The sequence below is a fragment of the Methanofollis ethanolicus genome, from assembly GCF_001571385.1.
Lineage (GTDB): Archaea > Halobacteriota > Methanomicrobia > Methanomicrobiales > Methanofollaceae > Methanofollis > Methanofollis ethanolicus.
The window spans coordinates 2,283,956-2,301,809 of sequence record NZ_BCNW01000001.1; the positions used below are offsets into that span (position 1 = coordinate 2,283,956).

The window sequence follows — 17,854 nt, forward strand, 5'->3', positions numbered from 1 at the left end:
GCAGGGGTGTGCGCAGGTCTGCCAGGAAAAAGAATGTCGACAGAAGAGGGTGGAGACTATCACCGAAAATTAGGGAGGGGAGACGTTTTCACTTCTTCTCCCACTTATACAGTTCCTGCACCTGCGCGAGGGTGCTCCCGCGTGCGATCTCCGCCCGCACCCGCTCCTCGTTTTTCTTCACTTCGAGGGCGCGGCGGGCGATCTCGTAGGCCCGCTCCTTCGGGATGACGACGACACCGCTCTCGTCCGCGATGATCCAGTCGCCGGGCCTGACCTGCTGGCCGCAGCAGGCGATCTCGGCGTTGATCTCGCCGAAGCCTTTCGCCTCCCCGGCGTTCGGGACGCAGGCGCGGGCGAAGAGGGGGTACTGCATCGCCCTGATGTCGTCGACGTCGCGGACGGCGCCGTCGATGATGACGCCGGCGACACCCTGGACCTTTGCCGAGTGGGTGGCGAGTTCGCCCCAGGGGGCGACATGGGTCCGGCCGTCGTTGTTGATCACCAGGACGTCTCCGGGACGACAGAGGTCGATCGCCTCCACAGGCTTTGCCCAGTCGCCCGCAAAGGTCTGGACAGTCACCGCGGGGCCGGCGAACTTCACGCCCCTGGTGAGGGGGAAAAGGCCGGTCATCGCCCCTTTCCGGTGCATGGCGTCGGTGACGTTGGGCGCCGAGACCTGCATCAGGAGGGACCTGATCTCCTCGTCGGGGGACGCCTTCTTCTCGGGGACGATCGAGGGGTCGTCGATCGCCGCCCTGATCTTCTTCGCCGAGCTTTCGACGTCGCCAGACTTGACGATCCAGCCGCCGACGATGACGATATCGGCCCCGGCCCGCACGGCCTCGGCCGCGGTCGCCGCGTCGAGGCCGCCCGCGACCGCGAGCTGGATGGAGACCGATCCTGCAAGGGTGCGGAGGAGGTCGACCGAACTCCTGCCGAGCATCTGCTGGTCGATCCCGACATGGGCGTTGACGATGTCGACGCCGAGGACTTCGAGGTCCTTCGCCCGCCCCACCGGGTCGGCGACATGGATCAGGTCGGCCATGATCTTCACGCCGTACAGCCGTGCCGCCCGGACGCATTCGGCGATGACCGAGTCGTCGGCGTCGGCAAGGACGCAGACGATGTTCGCCCCGGCCTTGGCCGCCATCTCAACTTCCATCGTGCCGGTGTCGGCGATCTTCATGTCCGCAACGATCACCTGGTGGGGGAAGGCGCTGCGGAGTTCGCGCACCGCCGCCATTCCCTCGCTCTTGATCAGAGGGGTGCCCACCTCGATCCAGTCGGCGCCGCCCGCGACCGCTTCCCTCGCGATCCGGGCGGCCCGGTGCAGTTCGAGGATATCGAGCGCCACCTGGAGCGTCGGACGTGTCATGCCTGAAAATGGGGCCGCGAAGGTGTTAAGACTTGCTTCGGCCTTGACAATGCAGGCGTCACCAATAAGAGGCAGTCCCGTAAACCAGTAGAAGAGAACACATCGAGGAATGGTCATGATCAAACTCGTCCTATTACGGCATGGTGAGAGTGTCTGGAACAGGGAAAACCGGTTCACCGGGTGGACCGACGTCGACCTCTCGGAAAAAGGGGTGGAGGAGGCGCACGAAGCAGGCCGCGTCCTGCGGGAGGAGGGCTACACCTTCGACTGCGCCTTCACCTCGGTCCTGAAGAGGGCGGTCCGCACTCTCTGGATCGTCCTCGACGAGACCGACCTGATGTGGATCCCGGTGACGCGCTCCTGGCGGCTGAACGAGCGCCACTACGGCGCCCTCCAGGGCCTGAACAAGGCCGAGATGGCGGCGAAGTACGGCGACGAGCAGGTCTTCATCTGGCGGCGGAGTTATGCGACGCAGCCGCCGGCGCTCGACCGGGACGACGACCGCCACCCGGCCCACGACCGCCGGTACGCGGGGATCCCTGAGGCCGCGGCCACGGGGACGGAGTGTCTGAAGGACACGGTCGGACGTTTCCTCCCGTACTGGGAGGAGGAGATCGTCCCGGCCCTGAAGGCGGGGAAGAGGGTGCTCATCGCCGCCCACGGGAACTCTCTCCGGGCCCTCGTGAAGCACCTCGACGCCATCCCGGACGACGAGATCGCGCACCTGAACATCCCGACAGGCATCCCCCTGGTCTACGAACTCGACGACGACCTGACGCCCCTGCGCCACTACTACCTCGGCGACCCGGCGAAGGTGAAGGCGGCGATCGAGGGCGTCAAGAAGCAGGGGACGGCAAAAAAATAATTTCTCTTTTTTTCGGTCCTGCCGGAACCACCCGACAGGTCAAAAAGATCCGGACGTCCCCGACCGCGGTCAGGGGAGGGGTCGCATGAATAGTATAGGGTATCAAAAAAGGGGCCTGGTGTGGTGTTCCAGAGATCCCCGCACAAAAGGACGTGCCACCTATGCCAGCTGATACTGCCGCTGAATGAGCTGCATCCCCCCGTCCTCAAGGAAGTTGTCCAGAAATATGTTCTGCACAAGTTCCCAGCCCTCCAGTTCCGTCTCCTCCTTTTCGGTCGGGAAGTAGAGCCAGAGGCGTTCTTTTCCCACCCTGAAGAGACAGAACCGCCGTCCTTCCTTGTAGAAGGTGACAAGGCCTTTCCCGGTTCTGTTGAGCGGCGACACCACAGGATCATACCCCACGGTGAAGGTGACGCCGCCGCCCAGGGCGAGCGTCCGGTCGAAGAGGTCGAGAGCAATTTTCCGGTAGACCGGGCTCTCCGGGAGCTCCACCCTCCCTTCGAAGTCAGATGAGTCGCGTGAGTGGATGCCGGCGTCATAGGCCTCGTAGAAATCGAGCAGACGCTCGATCACATCGGAGAAGGAGTCCCGCACCGTGCCGAGGGCCTTGAGGCGGGCGTACTCCTGTTCCCTGACGCGGACCGTCCTCGTCTCCATCGCCCGTCCGGCCGCGACCTGTTCGATTGCCGATTCAGTCATAGAGTTTTTCCCCCTTGCACCGAAGTGCACATCCCTCTCTGTGCACAAATAATAAAAAAGTATCGAAACGTGTGAACAATAAACACGACATCAGATATGGGTAACACCGCGGGGCGGCGGCAGAGGGAGATAATGAGGCACGAAAGAGGCTGAAAAAGGGAGGAGAAACTTTCACCGTTCCCGCCGCCACCGGTCCAGGGCGGTGCAGAAGGCCCGGGCAAAGCGCTCCGTCATGTAGGCATGGCTGTAGCCGGCAAGGACGGCGTGCTCGGAAAGGCCGTCCCGCCCGTCGCCTATCCCTTTGCCGCGGGCGAGGCGGAGAGCGAAGCGGGCGTCGGCCGCCGGGTCGACGGAGGAGTAGTGGAACTCGTGGCCCCTGAAGGTGAGGCCGGCAGGGAGGAGGGGGGAGGTGCCGGTGCACTCGGCCTCCACGTAGCCGAGGGCCTGGAAACGCGTATTCATCCGGGCGTCGGCCGGGAGGACGCCGGCCATGGGATAGTCTGCGTCGGAGGAGAGGCGTTCGCAGAGATAGATGAGGCCGCCGCACTCGGCATAGACGGGCATTCCGTCCGCCGCGGCGGTCCCGACCGCACATGTGCAGGGGGCGCGGGAGAGGGCCGCCGCGTGGAGTTCGGGGTAACCGCCGCCGAGGTACAGGCCGTCGACGTCGGGGAGGGGGTCGACGAGAGGGGAGAAAAAGACCAGGTCGGCTCCGGCACGCCGCAGGAGGTCGAGGTTGTCCTGGTAGTAGAAGCAGAAGGCGGCGTCACGCGCCACGCCGAGGCGGACGCGGGGGGAGTCGCCGGCGGCGGCCGGGGCCGGGACGGCCGCGGGGACCGAGGCGGCCGCGGCGATGAGGGCGTCAAGGTCGCAGTGTTCCTCGCAGACCGCACCGAAGGCGGCCATGCTCGCCTCTCCGGCCATCGCAAGGCCGAGGTGGCGGCTGGAGACGGCCTTCGCCTTCTCTGTCGGCACCCAGCCCAGGGCCGGGACGGAGAGTTCTTCCTCGATCATCTGCCTGTGGCGGGGGCTCCCGACCCTGTTGAAGATCACGCCGGCAAAATGCACCGCGGGGTCGAAGGAGGTGTAGCCGCGGACGAGGGCGTGGGCGCTCCGCGACATGCCGCCGACGTCGGCAACGAGCACCACCGGCGCTCCGAGGGCCTTCGCCACGTGCGCGGTGGAGCCGAGGTCGCCGCCCTCCAGGCCGTCGTACAGCCCCATCACGCCCTCGATGACGGCGATGTCCGCGCCTGCCGATGCCGATGCGAAGGTCCGCACCACGCCCTCCTCCCCCATCATGAAGGGGTCGAGGTTCCTGCAGGGGCGGCCGCAGATCGCGGTGTGGTGCGAGGGGTCGATGAAGTCCGGGCCGACCTTGAAGGGCTGGACGACGAGGCCACGCGCCCGCAGCGCCGCCATGACGCCGCACGCGAGGGTGGTCTTGCCGCAGCCGGAGTGGGTGCCTGCGATGACGATTGCCGGGATCATGCCGGTGGATCTTGGCGAGGAAGAAAAATGAAGGTATGGTTTTTTTCGGCCTCCGCACACTCGACGGTTCAGTCTTGATCAGGAGAGGGGAATGTTGGGGAGGTGGGGCGAAGGGGCGAGCGAGGCATGGCAGGGTCCCTTACAATTCCCACAGAAAAAGAGTGAAAAAGATCAAAACTCACGTCAGTTCATAAAAATTATTCAGATGCGAGCAGAGCGACCGCAGGAACCGCGCCCCGGACAACGACTCATCAGGCTCAGAATAATTCCCGGCCTTCATCTTCTCTTCCTTGTCTGCCAGCAGATAGCACACCTCAGAATAGACCCGCTCCCGCACCAGCCTTAAACAGGTCTGATGATAGCGTTCACCATAGGAGGCGTTCTTAAACTCAGGGAAGACCTCGAAGTGCGGTTCGTTATTTCTCACGCTCTTCCGGGACTTCTCACAGTCCTCCAGCAGGAGCAGATACCCCAACCACGGAGACGGCGAGGTCCTGAACGCACCCTCACGGTAGGCCGTCCAGAGGTCATGTGCACTCCCCAGCACTTCCTCAGTCCTGTTGTTGATGGTGTTCCCGAAAGACGGCCCTTTCTGAGACTTCAGTTCGAGAACAGCAACCAGTTCCTTCTTCCCGTCAGGATGGTGTTTGACGACAAGCAGGTCCCCCGGTTATTCTGGTCCTCTGCCTGCGACGCCCGCGTATCCCAGAAATACCGCACAGCGTCGGAAAAATAATCGTCCCGTAAAATATCTCGAAGAATTCGGTCATTCACCATGGTTATGCCTCACTCAGAACAATCGAGACTGTTTAACCTGATGAATAAACCGATCAACCTCCATTGCGAAATATTTTTCTTCGACCTCGACGCTGATGCTGTTTCTCCCCCACCGTGCCGCAGCAAGGGCGGTCGTGCCTGTACCCCCGAAGGGGTCGAGCACCGTGTCGCCGACAAACTCTTCACCTACCTTCCTCCCCTTTTTTCGTTACTCCCTATGCAACGCACGGCGGACCGTCGATCATGAAGAGACACCTTGCCACTCACCTCGTCTTCCCGCTCTCTTTCTCCCGCGATGACGACAAACGCACGGAATGGTGTCTGGGGAAAAGTCGAACATGTACACCAGGTCTATCGTGTCGATACCTGCGAGGCACAGACACCGTCAATCCCCCCACAACTGACAGAATAATTCTCTCAGAATCGAAATTCGATCGAATTCGACCAGATTTTACCGGAGGTAGAGCGATCAGTATCCGAACCGCCGTTCATAGGCGGTGTGGTCCAGCCACTCGATGATCACCACGATCATTTCCCCGTCGCTGGCCACGGTATAGATCAACCGCCACGAATCGGAGTGTATCCCGGCGTGGTGCCGCCGGCGGCCCTGGACCTCGTCGTCAGGCGGGCGGTGGCCTGCGGGGACTCGCGGGTCGGCCTCGGCCTGTTGAAGGAGGCGGTGCTCCACACCGAAAGGGCGGGGAGGACGGCGGCAGAGGCCGGGGACGTCGAGGCGGCGGTTGCGGTCGCCCGGCACGCCCACCTTGCCGCCGGCGTGCGGGCTCTCACGCCCCCGGAGACGGCGGTGCTCTCCGTGCTCGCCGGCATGGCACGGCGGGGGGAGGAGACGACATCGGGCCGGGTGTACGAGGCCGTCTCCGCAATCGAGCCGATGAGTTACATGATGTTTTTTGAACGCCTGGAGAGGCTGGATGCGCTGCACCTGGTGGCGACGCGGCAGAGGAGGAAGGGGCAGGGGAGGACGCGGGAGATCGTGGTGCGGGAGGGAGTGGGGGACGCGGTCGCCCCTGTTCCGGCAGCGTCGTCGGGGACGTCGGTGAAGTGTCCTGCAGGCGTCGCGGACGACGAAAAACGTCGCTATGAAACGGGACATGAATAAAAAAAAGTCACCGGACGACCGGCCTCTCGGCCGGACTCCGGTACAGGGCGTCGGCGGCGTTCTCGCCCGGGGTCGGAATTGCACGCCGGGTCAAAGACCGGCGGCCACCTGACCTTCCCGTTCGTTCAGGGTCGAGACTCTCTCCCTGTCGGCCGGGATGGGGTGCTCCCGTATCAGGGCGTCATTGACGCAGGCGTATCGTCGCCCGGCATGAGGATGAGGTGAGGGAAAATCAGTTCTCCGGCACGGAGCGGCGGAGGTACGCCTCTTCTGCGTCCTGCGCCCGCGCCTCCCACGCGCTGACGGTCTCGTTGTAGACGGCGAACGCCGGGTTGACGACGATGCCGGTCGCCCCGTCCTTGAGTCCACCGACCCTATCGCCGCCGGTGAACGTACCGTTGAGGTGCTCCGCGATGCCGGCGGAGACGACGCGGTCGACCCGTTTTATCGCGGACGCGAGCACGACGTCAGGGCCGAGCGGCGACTGGTCGGTGTCAGTCCCGATGATATACCGGCCGGTGGCATTCCCCGCCGCATCGAAGACCCCCATATTGGAGTACCCGGCGCACGTGAAGATCACGTCGGTCCCGTTCCCGTACATCCTTTCAGCGATCCGGCCCGCCTCTCCGGGGTCGGTGAACCCGTCGGTGGAGTGCTGCCGCACACAGGCATGGTCCACCGCGACCGAGGCATTGACGGCACGGGCGCCGTCCGTGTACCCCTGGAGGAACACGTCGAGGAGGGCGGACTGCGTGCCGAGGATGGTCCCGACCTTCCCGGTCTGCGTCGCCGATGCCGCAAGGACGCCGGCCAGGTAACTGTCGCCGTAGGAGACGAACTCGTATGCCCTGACATTGTCCGACCCGATGCCCATCTGGTCGACGGCGAGGAACCTGATGTCAGGGTGGTCCTGCGCAAGACGGCGGGTGAGGTTGGCGTACTGGTATCCGACCGTTATGACGAGGCCGGGTTTTTCCGTGCCGGCGAGAAGGCCGGGGAGGGTGTCGCAGTCGCGGGGGGTGAACTCCCGTGCGGTGAACGAGACGGTGTCGTGCGCCGCCAGAAGGCCCTGATATGCGGTGTCGGTATAGGAGAGGTCGCCTTTCTCCGACCCGTACAGGATGTACACGGACGGGAGGGAGGACGACCCGGTGCACCCGGCGGCGGCGAGCAGGAGGGCGAGGACGACGGTGAGTGAAACGAGGGGGAAGGACGGTTTCATGGGGAAAGGTGAGGCGGGAGGGGTATTAAACGGAGGGGACGGGATGGGGGAGGCGCTCTCCGGCCAATAGTGGCAGCGTTCACTCGCTGCATGGGACCATCCGACAAATCGGTGAGAGTTATGGCGTGCCCGGGATGTGCCGAATGATTATATTGCCGCCCATCCATATATCCATCAGGGATGTCCTCCTCCCTCCCATTAGATGGCAATGTCCTTGTCATCGACACCGAGACGACAGGCCGGTTCTTGAGCGGAAGGCCTCCTCCCCGTCTTGTCGAACTTGCATGGGTGCTCTGCGACAGCCAGGGGTTCCTTCTGGCAGAGCATGCGATGACCGTCGTCCCGGAGGGCTTCTCGATTCCCCCCTCTGCGGTGAAAATCCACGGCATCACAACGGTGGATGCACGCCGGGATGGCATCCGGATCAGGGATGCGTTGATAAACCTTGCACAGGCGGCCAAAAGGTCGGATTGGGTTGTTGCTCACAACCTTGCCTATGATCGCAGGGTCGTTGCCGAAGAGTGCGAACGGGCGGGGTGTGCCGACCCGCTTGAACCGCTCCGCGGCTGGTGTACGATGGTGGGGTCTGCCAGGTACTGCGGTATCAGGCGGCAGGGGGGGTACAAGTGGCCGACCTTATCCGAACTTCACCAGGTTCTCTTTGGGCGTCCCTATGACGGGGCGCACCGGGCGCGGGAGGATGCACGGGCATGTGCCCGGTGTTTTTTTGCTCTGGCGGAGGCGGGCGAAGTGAAAAAGGGAGGGTGATCCCCACGCGAGTGGGGAACATTTGCCCGAGGACGCAGACGATCGGCGTCCTGATCCGTGATCCCCACGCGAGTGGGGAACATTTCTGTCACATGAATTGTCTGTAATCGCACCAGGGTTCAACCCCGAGATATCGGGGAACATCATCCACCCGAACAGAGCAGACGATATCATGTTGGTTATGGTATTTTATGATATTTCCTGAGTGGAGAGAGGTGTGTTCTATGGTGGATGTGATGGATTTCCGGCAGCGCAGTGGTTCATCCCCACGCGAGTGGGGAACACATTGGCGCTATCACCGCCCACTCCATAGACGCCGGTTCATCCCCACGCGAGTGGGGAACACTCACCAAGTAATCTCAGAATGCGTCTATGGTGCGGTTCATCCCCACGCGAGTGGGGAACACTCGCGGTGATGCGCCCCCGCAAGCTGATCCATCGGTTCATCCCCACGCGAGTGGGGAACACGCCGTCCGTCCATGGCTGTTCTCCCGGTGCATCGGTTCATCCCCACGCGAGTGGGGAACACGCAGCGCGGCAACTCCTGATCCGTGCGCTCAGCGGTTCATCCCCACGCGAGTGGGGAACACCTCGGCATTTGCGGGCGCTGGCGAAGCGGCTGCGGTTCATCCCCACGCGAGTGGGGAACACAGCGCGAAGGCGATGCACGGAGAGAAATGCAACGGTTCATCCCCACGCGAGTGGGGAACACCTCCCGGTCCTCCCCCTCCTGGTGATCCTGGCCGGTTCATCCCCACGCGAGTGGGGAACACACGTTCTGCGTGAAGAAGGACGATGAACTGCTCGGTTCATCCCCACGCGAGTGGGGAACACCCCCGATCCCCGGGGACTCCCCCGAGGCGTCATCGGTTCATCCCCACGCGAGTGGGGAACACGTGCCGACCGTCAGCCCCATAGGGAGGATACCCGGTTCATCCCCACGCGAGTGGGGAACACGACCGCTTCGTCATTGAGAAGAATGTCGTTCTGGGTTCATCCCCACGCGAGTGGGGAACACGACCGCTTCGTCATTGAGAAGAATGTCGTTCTGGGTTCATCCCCACGCGAGTGGGGAACACCCAGGAATTTCTTTCCTGAGAATCATGGACAACGGTTCATCCCCACGCGAGTGGGGAACACGAATAGCTGGGTGGCGCATCTAGGTGCTACAACGGTTCATCCCCACGCGAGTGGGGAACACTTAATGCGGTGGTCTGGAAAAATCACTATCGTCGGTTCATCCCCACGCGAGTGGGGAACACCATCGACCTCCAGATATTTCCACCACACCCCTCGGTTCATCCCCACGCGAGTGGGGAACACCACACCCAGCACAAAGGGAATGGGGGGGTATACGGTTCATCCCCACGCGAGTGGGGAACACCTCAAGGTCCGCAACCTGACCGCGCTCCGGGGCGGTTCATCCCCACGCGAGTGGGGAACACCTGGACGGGGGCGAGTTCACCGTCAAGGGGAACGGTTCATCCCCACGCGAGTGGGGAACACACCTCGACCAGATCGCGGACCCGGCATACGATCGGTTCATCCCCACGCGAGTGGGGAACACTAAGGTGGGAGCCTTAGCGAGCCAGTTCTTCTCGGTTCATCCCCACGCGAGTGGGGAACACTCACTGAGGAGGAGTTCGCGGGCGTTGACGACCGGTTCATCCCCACGCGAGTGGGGAACACTCTGCCGCTGGAGCGACGCGTACGTCCGGGACCGGTTCATCCCCACGCGAGTGGGGAACACTGTGTGCGGGTGTGGGCGATGATCGCCGCTTCCGGTTCATCCCCACGCGAGTGGGGAACACTTCGGCGGCGATCAGGTCCGGGTGCAGGTCCTCGGTTCATCCCCACGCGAGTGGGGAACACTTCTCCATGATGAACCGATAGAGGGGGTCGCTGGGTTCATCCCCACGCGAGTGGGGAACACTAGTGTCGTCCTCTGCCTCTACCCCCTCGTCCCGGTTCATCCCCACGCGAGTGGGGAACACTGCTCCAGTGCCGGTGCCACCTGATCGCCACGAGGTTCATCCCCACGCGAGTGGGGAACACCTCCAGCCACTCCCGCAGGGTCCGGCCGGTCTCGGTTCATCCCCACGCGAGTGGGGAACACGAATGCGCCGACGTGGTGCACCTCCCCCTTCTCGGTTCATCCCCACGCGAGTGGGGAACACGCAGGTCGTCGACGAACTAACCCTCTAACTATCGGTTCATCCCCACGCGAGTGGGGAACACCCCTTCAGGGACCACTCGACATTCCAGCGGGCCGGTTCATCCCCACGCGAGTGGGGAACACTTCGTGAAGGAGCCCGGGGAGGTCTGGAAAAAACGGTTCATCCCCACGCGAGTGGGGAACACTCAGTGGCAGTGGCGCACACCTGATCCCCTCTCGGTTCATCCCCACGCGAGTGGGGAACACGGTGGCTTCGGCGGTCTTGGTGTCCCGGGCGACGGTTCATCCCCACGCGAGTGGGGAACACTCAGGTCCCTCGATCCGGTAGCCGTTGGCATACGGTTCATCCCCACGCGAGTGGGGAACACCGGCCACCGACGCCGAGAAGGCACAGGCGAGGCGGTTCATCCCCACGCGAGTGGGGAACACGGCTTGTCGCCCTCTCCCTCTGTTTTCGGTACCGGTTCATCCCCACGCGAGTGGGGAACACGCTCCGGGGGCCCGGCCCGGGAAGAGCCGGACCGGTTCATCCCCACGCGAGTGGGGAACACCAGACCGCCGTGTGCAGGGTCGAGTACTGATCCGGTTCATCCCCACGCGAGTGGGGAACACTCGATATCGATCTGCTCGAACCGGTGCTCGACCGGTTCATCCCCACGCGAGTGGGGAACACCACGGCTGCAGGATCAGAAGAGGGGATGATCACGGTTCATCCCCACGCGAGTGGGGAACACATGCCCGAAGACATCGATGACCAGAGCCGGGCCGGTTCATCCCCACGCGAGTGGGGAACACTCCTCGAAAACAGCCGGGCAGATATCGAGGACCGGTTCATCCCCACGCGAGTGGGGAACACGGCGGGTCGGTGAACCTCGGGAACTACGAGAGCGGTTCATCCCCACGCGAGTGGGGAACACAGGATCCGCACACGCGTGCGCAGGGGGAGGGGCGGTTCATCCCCACGCGAGTGGGGAACACGCAGGTATGCAAGCGCCTTCAAGACCCCGGTGCGGTTCATCCCCACGCGAGTGGGGAACACTCTCTTGGTGCGGGTAAAAAAGAGAATTAAATCGGTTCATCCCCACGCGAGTGGGGAACACGTTTTTCATTGCTGTAAATGGCCGTCTCAATTCGGTTCATCCCCACGCGAGTGGGGAACACATCTGCAAGCGCTGTTGAAAATGCCTCTGTTCCGGTTCATCCCCACGCGAGTGGGGAACACATTATCCCAATCGTATTTATTTCCGGCGTAATCGGTTCATCCCCACGCGAGTGGGGAACACATGAGTTACTCGACATCGTCGCTCACCTCTCTCGGTTCATCCCCACGCGAGTGGGGAACACGAATTGAGGAAAAAGAAGAAGAAGAACGTGTCCGGTTCATCCCCACGCGAGTGGGGAACACCATCGACCTGTCGACCATGTCGTCGGCCGAATCGGTTCATCCCCACGCGAGTGGGGAACACATGAAAGGAATGGAAATGACGGTGCGTGTATCCGGTTCATCCCCACGCGAGTGGGGAACACCCGGAAATAACAGACCCGGCAGCGGAGGTCATCGGTTCATCCCCACGCGAGTGGGGAACACGGTGCGCTCCCGGCCCGGTCGCCCTGGAGGACCGGTTCATCCCCACGCGAGTGGGGAACACACCCGACAACACTTGCATTCAGGCACCCCCGGCGGTTCATCCCCACGCGAGTGGGGAACACTTGCCCGCGCCCCTCCCTCGGCCCCGTCTACCCGGTTCATCCCCACGCGAGTGGGGAACACTCTTCTTCTTCTTTTTCCTCAATTCCAAACGCCGGTTCATCCCCACGCGAGTGGGGAACACATTGACCTCGAAAAACAGAAACGGGATGATTGCGGTTCATCCCCACGCGAGTGGGGAACACCAGTGGAGTAAGTCCTTCCGTTCTTGCGTTCTCGGTTCATCCCCACGCGAGTGGGGAACACGACACCGGCGGCAGTCTTACGTATGTCTCCGCCGGTTCATCCCCACGCGAGTGGGGAACACGACACCGAGAAAATCGATGTGGTGGCGCACGCCGGTTCATCCCCACGCGAGTGGGGAACACTAGAAGAGATGCTGCAAGAGGCAGAGATTGCCCGGTTCATCCCCACGCGAGTGGGGAACACCTCAGGGTAGAGACGACGGGCGCCGTGAAGTCCGGTTCATCCCCACGCGAGTGGGGAACACTCCTGTAATTTACGCTAAATCCAACGGTAAATCGGTTCATCCCCACGCGAGTGGGGAACACTTGCTCTGACGTATAAAGGGCTGTTTCCGGTTCGGTTCATCCCCACGCGAGTGGGGAACACAAATCTGTTTTACCGAGTTTTGCAGCCGAAAACGGTTCATCCCCACGCGAGTGGGGAACACCGGCTCCACAACGCGTGACGGATAAGGAGACTCGGTTCATCCCCACGCGAGTGGGGAACACGTTCAGCCGCCCGACTCGCCCACACCCACCAACGGTTCATCCCCACGCGAGTGGGGAACACCCTACCGTTAGCGTCTGGTCGCCTATCTGCACCGGTTCATCCCCACGCGAGTGGGGAACACAAGACCGCAGCGTTCTACCCTCAGGCTCAGGACGGTTCATCCCCACGCGAGTGGGGAACACTGTGGGATCGTCGATGGAAAACGAGGCGATTACGGTTCATCCCCACGCGAGTGGGGAACACCCACCCAACGCCCTGAACACAATCTCGTCGTTCGGTTCATCCCCACGCGAGTGGGGAACACTCCCTGGATCTCGTCGATCAGATCGTCCATGTCGGTTCATCCCCACGCGAGTGGGGAACACGCAGGGTTTCCGGGCCTCTCGGCTCCTGGTCGAGGTTCATCCCCACGCGAGTGGGGAACACTTGCAAATCTCGACGCCGGAAATATCGCAACGCGGTTCATCCCCACGCGAGTGGGGAACACTTATCGTATATCGTCTCTGGCGTGGACGCGCCCGGTTCATCCCCACGCGAGTGGGGAACACCGACCCCTGAGGGGCACGATGCGTGCCTCGGACGGTTCATCCCCACGCGAGTGGGGAACACTTTCTATCTCAGAGGTTAAAGCGGATTTGTACTCGGTTCATCCCCACGCGAGTGGGGAACACCCCTACCAACGGACACGATGGTTTTTTGACACAGGTTCATCCCCACGCGAGTGGGGAACACCACCTTCCAGTGCCCCATGGCGTGCGCCACCACGGTTCATCCCCACGCGAGTGGGGAACACGGGTCGTTGAGCCGCACGAATCCGGATATCCTCGGTTCATCCCCACGCGAGTGGGGAACACACCTCATGACTGTGAGTGCATCCTCCCGGGACCGGTTCATCCCCACGCGAGTGGGGAACACTCAGATCCATCCCCAGAAAAAGAGGAGGGAATCGGTTCATCCCCACGCGAGTGGGGAACACTCATACAGGTCATCAATGACCTCAGAAAGTCTCGGTTCATCCCCACGCGAGTGGGGAACACAGTGCGTTCCACGCGGTAACTCCGTCGCCGATCGGTTCATCCCCACGCGAGTGGGGAACACGGGCCGTAAATATCGCCTTGTCGTGCCCAGGCCGGTTCATCCCCACGCGAGTGGGGAACACGAGCCGGAGGCTATCTAAAAAACCAGAACTGTCGGTTCATCCCCACGCGAGTGGGGAACACCCGATGCCCATTGCCCCAATGCCGGACTCGGCCGGTTCATCCCCACGCGAGTGGGGAACACTGCTAAACGGCGTTCTCCAGATATCGTATCTCCGGTTCATCCCCACGCGAGTGGGGAACACTATCTGCGTCACAGTGTTCCCCCATCAATGTCCGGTTCATCCCCACGCGAGTGGGGAACACGACCGAGTTCTGGGCCTCAGATGGTGCGGTCGTGGTTCATCCCCACGCGAGTGGGGAACACAATCGGTGAACATCAAGGACGTTGGCGGGGTACGGTTCATCCCCACGCGAGTGGGGAACACTGCCCCCACAAGTTCGTTGTAACAGTCGAATACGGTTCATCCCCACGCGAGTGGGGAACACATACCACCGTGAAAAGAATTGGGACATGCTAACGGTTCATCCCCACGCGAGTGGGGAACACTTGCCGTGCAGTCTGATTTTTGACTTGGCAGTCGGTTCATCCCCACGCGAGTGGGGAACACTTTTCCTGAAACTGCCTAAACGTTTTAACCGCCGGTTCATCCCCACGCGAGTGGGGAACACCTCAGAGAGGTTAAATGAGGAAACAATAGCGTCGGTTCATCCCCACGCGAGTGGGGAACACACCTCGATCGCCCTGCAGGGACACTACTCTGACGGTTCATCCCCACGCGAGTGGGGAACACTTCAGATATCGGTTCTGAAGTTTCGATTCAACCGGTTCATCCCCACGCGAGTGGGGAACACACAGGGTTTTCAGGCACCGGGTGGATGCATCTCGGTTCATCCCCACGCGAGTGGGGAACACTCGGAAGAGTCGGCCGATGCAATCATGAACGCCGGTTCATCCCCACGCGAGTGGGGAACACTTTGAACACACCTTCACTCCGTCGGTTGAATTCGGTTCATCCCCACGCGAGTGGGGAACACGTTGTATTCGTTCCGGTAGCCTGTTTTCTCTACGGTTCATCCCCACGCGAGTGGGGAACACCTCTGCAGGGTCGATGGCGAGACCGCGTATGCAGGTTCATCCCCACGCGAGTGGGGAACACGCCTCCTTCAAGATGAACAGGCCGTCTTTCGCCGGTTCATCCCCACGCGAGTGGGGAACACCTCCCGTCTTGTCGTCTTACCATGGGTCTTTTCGGTTCATCCCCACGCGAGTGGGGAACACCCTCTCGATTGCCTGTGCACGCTGCGGATAGTCGGTTCATCCCCACGCGAGTGGGGAACACGCCCTCCGGAAGAAGCAGGCTCTGCCTCGTCACGGTTCATCCCCACGCGAGTGGGGAACACGTCTGCTGCGAGGGGGGTAAACCGCTATCGTGCGGTTCATCCCCACGCGAGTGGGGAACACCACAACCCCCTCGGCGTCGAAGCCCTCGTGATCGGTTCATCCCCACGCGAGTGGGGAACACCGATGCTGGTTCTCTCTGGTGTGTTTCGGATGCGGTTCATCCCCACGCGAGTGGGGAACACTAGAATGGATGCAAAAGGAGTTTCTCGGACCGTGGTTCATCCCCACGCGAGTGGGGAACACGGCAACATGTTCCGGCCCCAGACTCAGACTCACGGTTCATCCCCACGCGAGTGGGGAACACTTATACAGCGCTGCAACCTGGACAGCACTAACCGGTTCATCCCCACGCGAGTGGGGAACACTCGGACGCCACGGCCCTTTGCCCGGTGGATCTCGGTTCATCCCCACGCGAGTGGGGAACACGTTCGGACGGGCGCGCAGGGTGCGACGCACGCCGGTTCATCCCCACGCGAGTGGGGAACACTTCTGGCGGGTCTCGTTGCGGGACTGACGGATCGGTTCATCCCCACGCGAGTGGGGAACACGGCTGCGACTACCCCGGCGCGGGGTAACGCGTCGGTTCATCCCCACGCGAGTGGGGAACACGGGGTTGGAATGTGTCCCGATCCAGACTCTGGAGGTTCATCCCCACGCGAGTGGGGAACACTCCTGAGCGACGGCCTTCTGGTACGCCACTCCCGGTTCATCCCCACGCGAGTGGGGAACACAGTGCGTTCCACGCGGTAACTCCGTCGCCGATCGGTTCATCCCCACGCGAGTGGGGAACACTTGAGGGCTGGAACGGCTCAGCCTGGGCAGCGCGGTTCATCCCCACGCGAGTGGGGAACACCGCTCTACAACCTGTTAAGGGACGATGATGATCGGTTCATCCCCACGCGAGTGGGGAACACTCGCCCGGGCGGATCGCAAGACCTCCCCAGGTCGGTTCATCCCCACGCGAGTGGGGAACACGGACCAGGTTATGTGTATTGAGCATTTCCAGGCGGTTCATCCCCACGCGAGTGGGGAACACCTTTCTCGAGCTGGGTGATGGCACGGTCCCGCCGGTTCATCCCCACGCGAGTGGGGAACACTCTTTCATTTATCATCCCGAGAAGGAAAGTTCTTTCTATGCTTTGCCGGGTGCGGCCCCGCACCCTCGTGCTGCGAGCGCCCCCGGCCAGATAGCGGGAGAGGGAGCAGAAAAGAGATCGGCATCCATCATCATGAGGTATCGGGCAGGAAGGAAATCAATCTTACGCCGTCCATATCCCTGGGAATACGGCGGTTCTGCCCGATCGTCCTGAAGTCATAGCCCGCATCCCCCGGATCGCTCCAGACCATCACCGCATTCCCTTCCTCGATGCCTGCCGTCACCTGCTCCCAGATCATCTCCCGCACCTTCACCGAATAATTGCCCACATAGATCCCTGAGCGCACCTCGATCAGCCAGAGGGCCAGCCTCCCACGGAGTCTGGGAGGGATATTCTCGGTTGCAACGACCATCAGGGACCCCATATGTCCTCCTCGGGAATCGCCGGAGGCAGACTCCCCTCAGGCGGCTCCGGCACATCCAGTCCTCCCGCATCCAGCACATCCTCGATAAGCGGTATAATCCTGTCAAGGACACGATTTTTCCGGAACGCGTCCCTGCACGCCAGCCTCACCTCCCGCTCGGGATCTGCCGGGTGTTTGGCGGCAATCCTGAACGCTTCAGGGACAGTCGTTTCAAACTTGAAGAGGTCGGCAATATCGTACACAAACGAAAGCGGCTTTCCCGTATGGATAAACCCGATCGCCGGCGAATACCCTGCCGCCAGCACCGCCGCCTCGCAGATCCCGTACAGACATGCCGTCGCCGAACTCAGGCAGCGGTTCGGGATATCCCCGCTCCCCCAGGACGAGGCATCATATCGTCTTCCATTCCACCGCACTCCATATCGCCGGGCCAGGTTCTCGTACTGCCGTTTCACCCGTGCCCCCTCCATACCCCGGAGCTGGTTCACTGAATAACCACCTGGCACATCATCCCCGAAGCGGACCTCGTACATCCGCTCCACCACCCGCTGGCGGGCCGCCCCGTCAAGGGCCAGGCTGGCCTGGTAGAGCAGACGGTCCGAGCGTGCGCCGCCCGGCCGCCCCGACGAATAGAGGCGGACGCCTGCCTCCCCCACCCAGACAAGCAGGCACCCCACCCGAGCCGCCAGCGTCACCGCCGCATGGGACACCCGCGTCCCGGGCTCGAGCATCAGGCAGGCCACCCCGCCCACCGGGATCTGGGTGCGGACGCCGTTCACGTCCACCAGCACAAAGGCACCGTCGATCACATCCAGTTCCCCCCTCTCCAGAAAGATCAGGGAGATCCGTTCCTTGATGGGGATGGATTTCACATGAGGGAGCACGGGGTTCGCCC

Annotated in this window: 11 protein-coding genes and 1 CRISPR repeat array; of the genes, 3 read left to right on the forward strand and 8 right to left on the reverse strand. The window is 62.3% G+C overall.

Annotation, left to right across the window (positions count from 1 at the left end; translation table 11 throughout):
* Window positions 1–88: 88 nt before the first annotated feature.
* A complete protein-coding gene (hxlA, locus tag MEFOE_RS10955; RefSeq protein ID WP_067052032.1) occupies window positions 89–1,375 on the reverse strand; it encodes a 3-hexulose-6-phosphate synthase in 1,287 nt (428 codons plus the stop codon).
* Window positions 1,376–1,490: 115 nt separating this feature from the next.
* Here hxlA and gpmA point away from each other — a divergent pair, with 115 nt between their 5' ends.
* Complete coding sequence (gene gpmA, locus MEFOE_RS10960; protein ID WP_067053250.1) at window positions 1,491–2,240, forward strand: 2,3-diphosphoglycerate-dependent phosphoglycerate mutase; 750 nt, start codon at window positions 1,491–1,493, stop codon at window positions 2,238–2,240.
* Window positions 2,241–2,399: 159 nt separating this feature from the next.
* Here the strand turns inward: gpmA and MEFOE_RS10965 are convergent, their stop codons facing one another.
* From MEFOE_RS10965 to MEFOE_RS13455, 4 genes are all read right to left on the reverse strand, one after another.
* Window positions 2,400–2,939, reverse strand: a complete 540-nt coding sequence (locus tag MEFOE_RS10965) for a hypothetical protein (RefSeq protein ID WP_153015953.1) — start codon at window positions 2,937–2,939, stop codon at window positions 2,400–2,402.
* Between the two features lie 171 nt (window positions 2,940–3,110).
* A complete protein-coding gene (locus MEFOE_RS10970) occupies window positions 3,111–4,430 on the reverse strand; it encodes a cobyrinate a,c-diamide synthase (RefSeq protein ID WP_067052036.1) in 1,320 nt (439 codons plus the stop codon).
* A gap of 178 nt (window positions 4,431–4,608) precedes the next feature.
* Window positions 4,609–5,091 carry a PaeR7I family type II restriction endonuclease gene (locus MEFOE_RS10975; protein ID WP_083523442.1) on the reverse strand — a complete coding sequence of 161 codons (483 nt, stop codon included), beginning with the start codon at window positions 5,089–5,091 and terminating at the stop codon, window positions 4,609–4,611.
* A 129-nt stretch (window positions 5,092–5,220) separates the two neighbouring features.
* The gene (locus MEFOE_RS13455) at window positions 5,221–5,370 is read right to left on the reverse strand and encodes a DNA methyltransferase (protein WP_083523443.1); all 150 of its coding nucleotides are present in this window, start codon (window positions 5,368–5,370) and stop codon (window positions 5,221–5,223) included.
* Between the two features lie 426 nt (window positions 5,371–5,796).
* Between MEFOE_RS13455 and MEFOE_RS10980 the strand changes: the two genes are divergently transcribed.
* Window positions 5,797–6,327: a Cdc6/Cdc18 family protein gene (locus MEFOE_RS10980; RefSeq protein WP_160329541.1), complete on the forward strand. Its 531-nt coding sequence runs from the start codon at window positions 5,797–5,799 to the stop codon at window positions 6,325–6,327.
* A gap of 232 nt (window positions 6,328–6,559) precedes the next feature.
* Here the strand turns inward: MEFOE_RS10980 and MEFOE_RS10985 are convergent, their stop codons facing one another.
* Window positions 6,560–7,549 (reverse strand): BMP family ABC transporter substrate-binding protein, encoded by a 990-nt coding sequence (locus tag MEFOE_RS10985; protein ID WP_067052042.1) that lies wholly within the window; start codon window positions 7,547–7,549, stop codon window positions 6,560–6,562.
* A gap of 180 nt (window positions 7,550–7,729) precedes the next feature.
* Between MEFOE_RS10985 and MEFOE_RS10990 the strand changes: the two genes are divergently transcribed.
* Entirely contained in the window at window positions 7,730–8,317 is a 588-nt protein-coding gene (locus MEFOE_RS10990; protein WP_067052044.1) for a 3'-5' exonuclease, read from the forward strand.
* Window positions 8,318–8,573: 256 nt separating this feature from the next.
* A CRISPR array of direct repeats spans window positions 8,574–16,535; the repeat unit is 29 nt; unit sequence CGGTTCATCCCCACGCGAGTGGGGAACAC.
* Window positions 16,536–16,665: 130 nt separating this feature from the next.
* On the opposite strand, the gene cas2e is transcribed toward MEFOE_RS10990, so the two are convergent.
* Window positions 16,666–16,959: a type I-E CRISPR-associated endoribonuclease Cas2e gene (gene cas2e / locus MEFOE_RS10995; protein WP_201785192.1), complete on the reverse strand. Its 294-nt coding sequence runs from the start codon at window positions 16,957–16,959 to the stop codon at window positions 16,666–16,668.
* Window positions 16,947–17,843, reverse strand: a complete 897-nt coding sequence (gene cas1e / locus MEFOE_RS11000; RefSeq protein WP_067052046.1) for a type I-E CRISPR-associated endonuclease Cas1e — start codon at window positions 17,841–17,843, stop codon at window positions 16,947–16,949. The genes cas2e and cas1e overlap by 13 nt, the downstream gene beginning before the upstream one ends.
* Window positions 17,844–17,854: the final 11 nt, after the last annotated feature.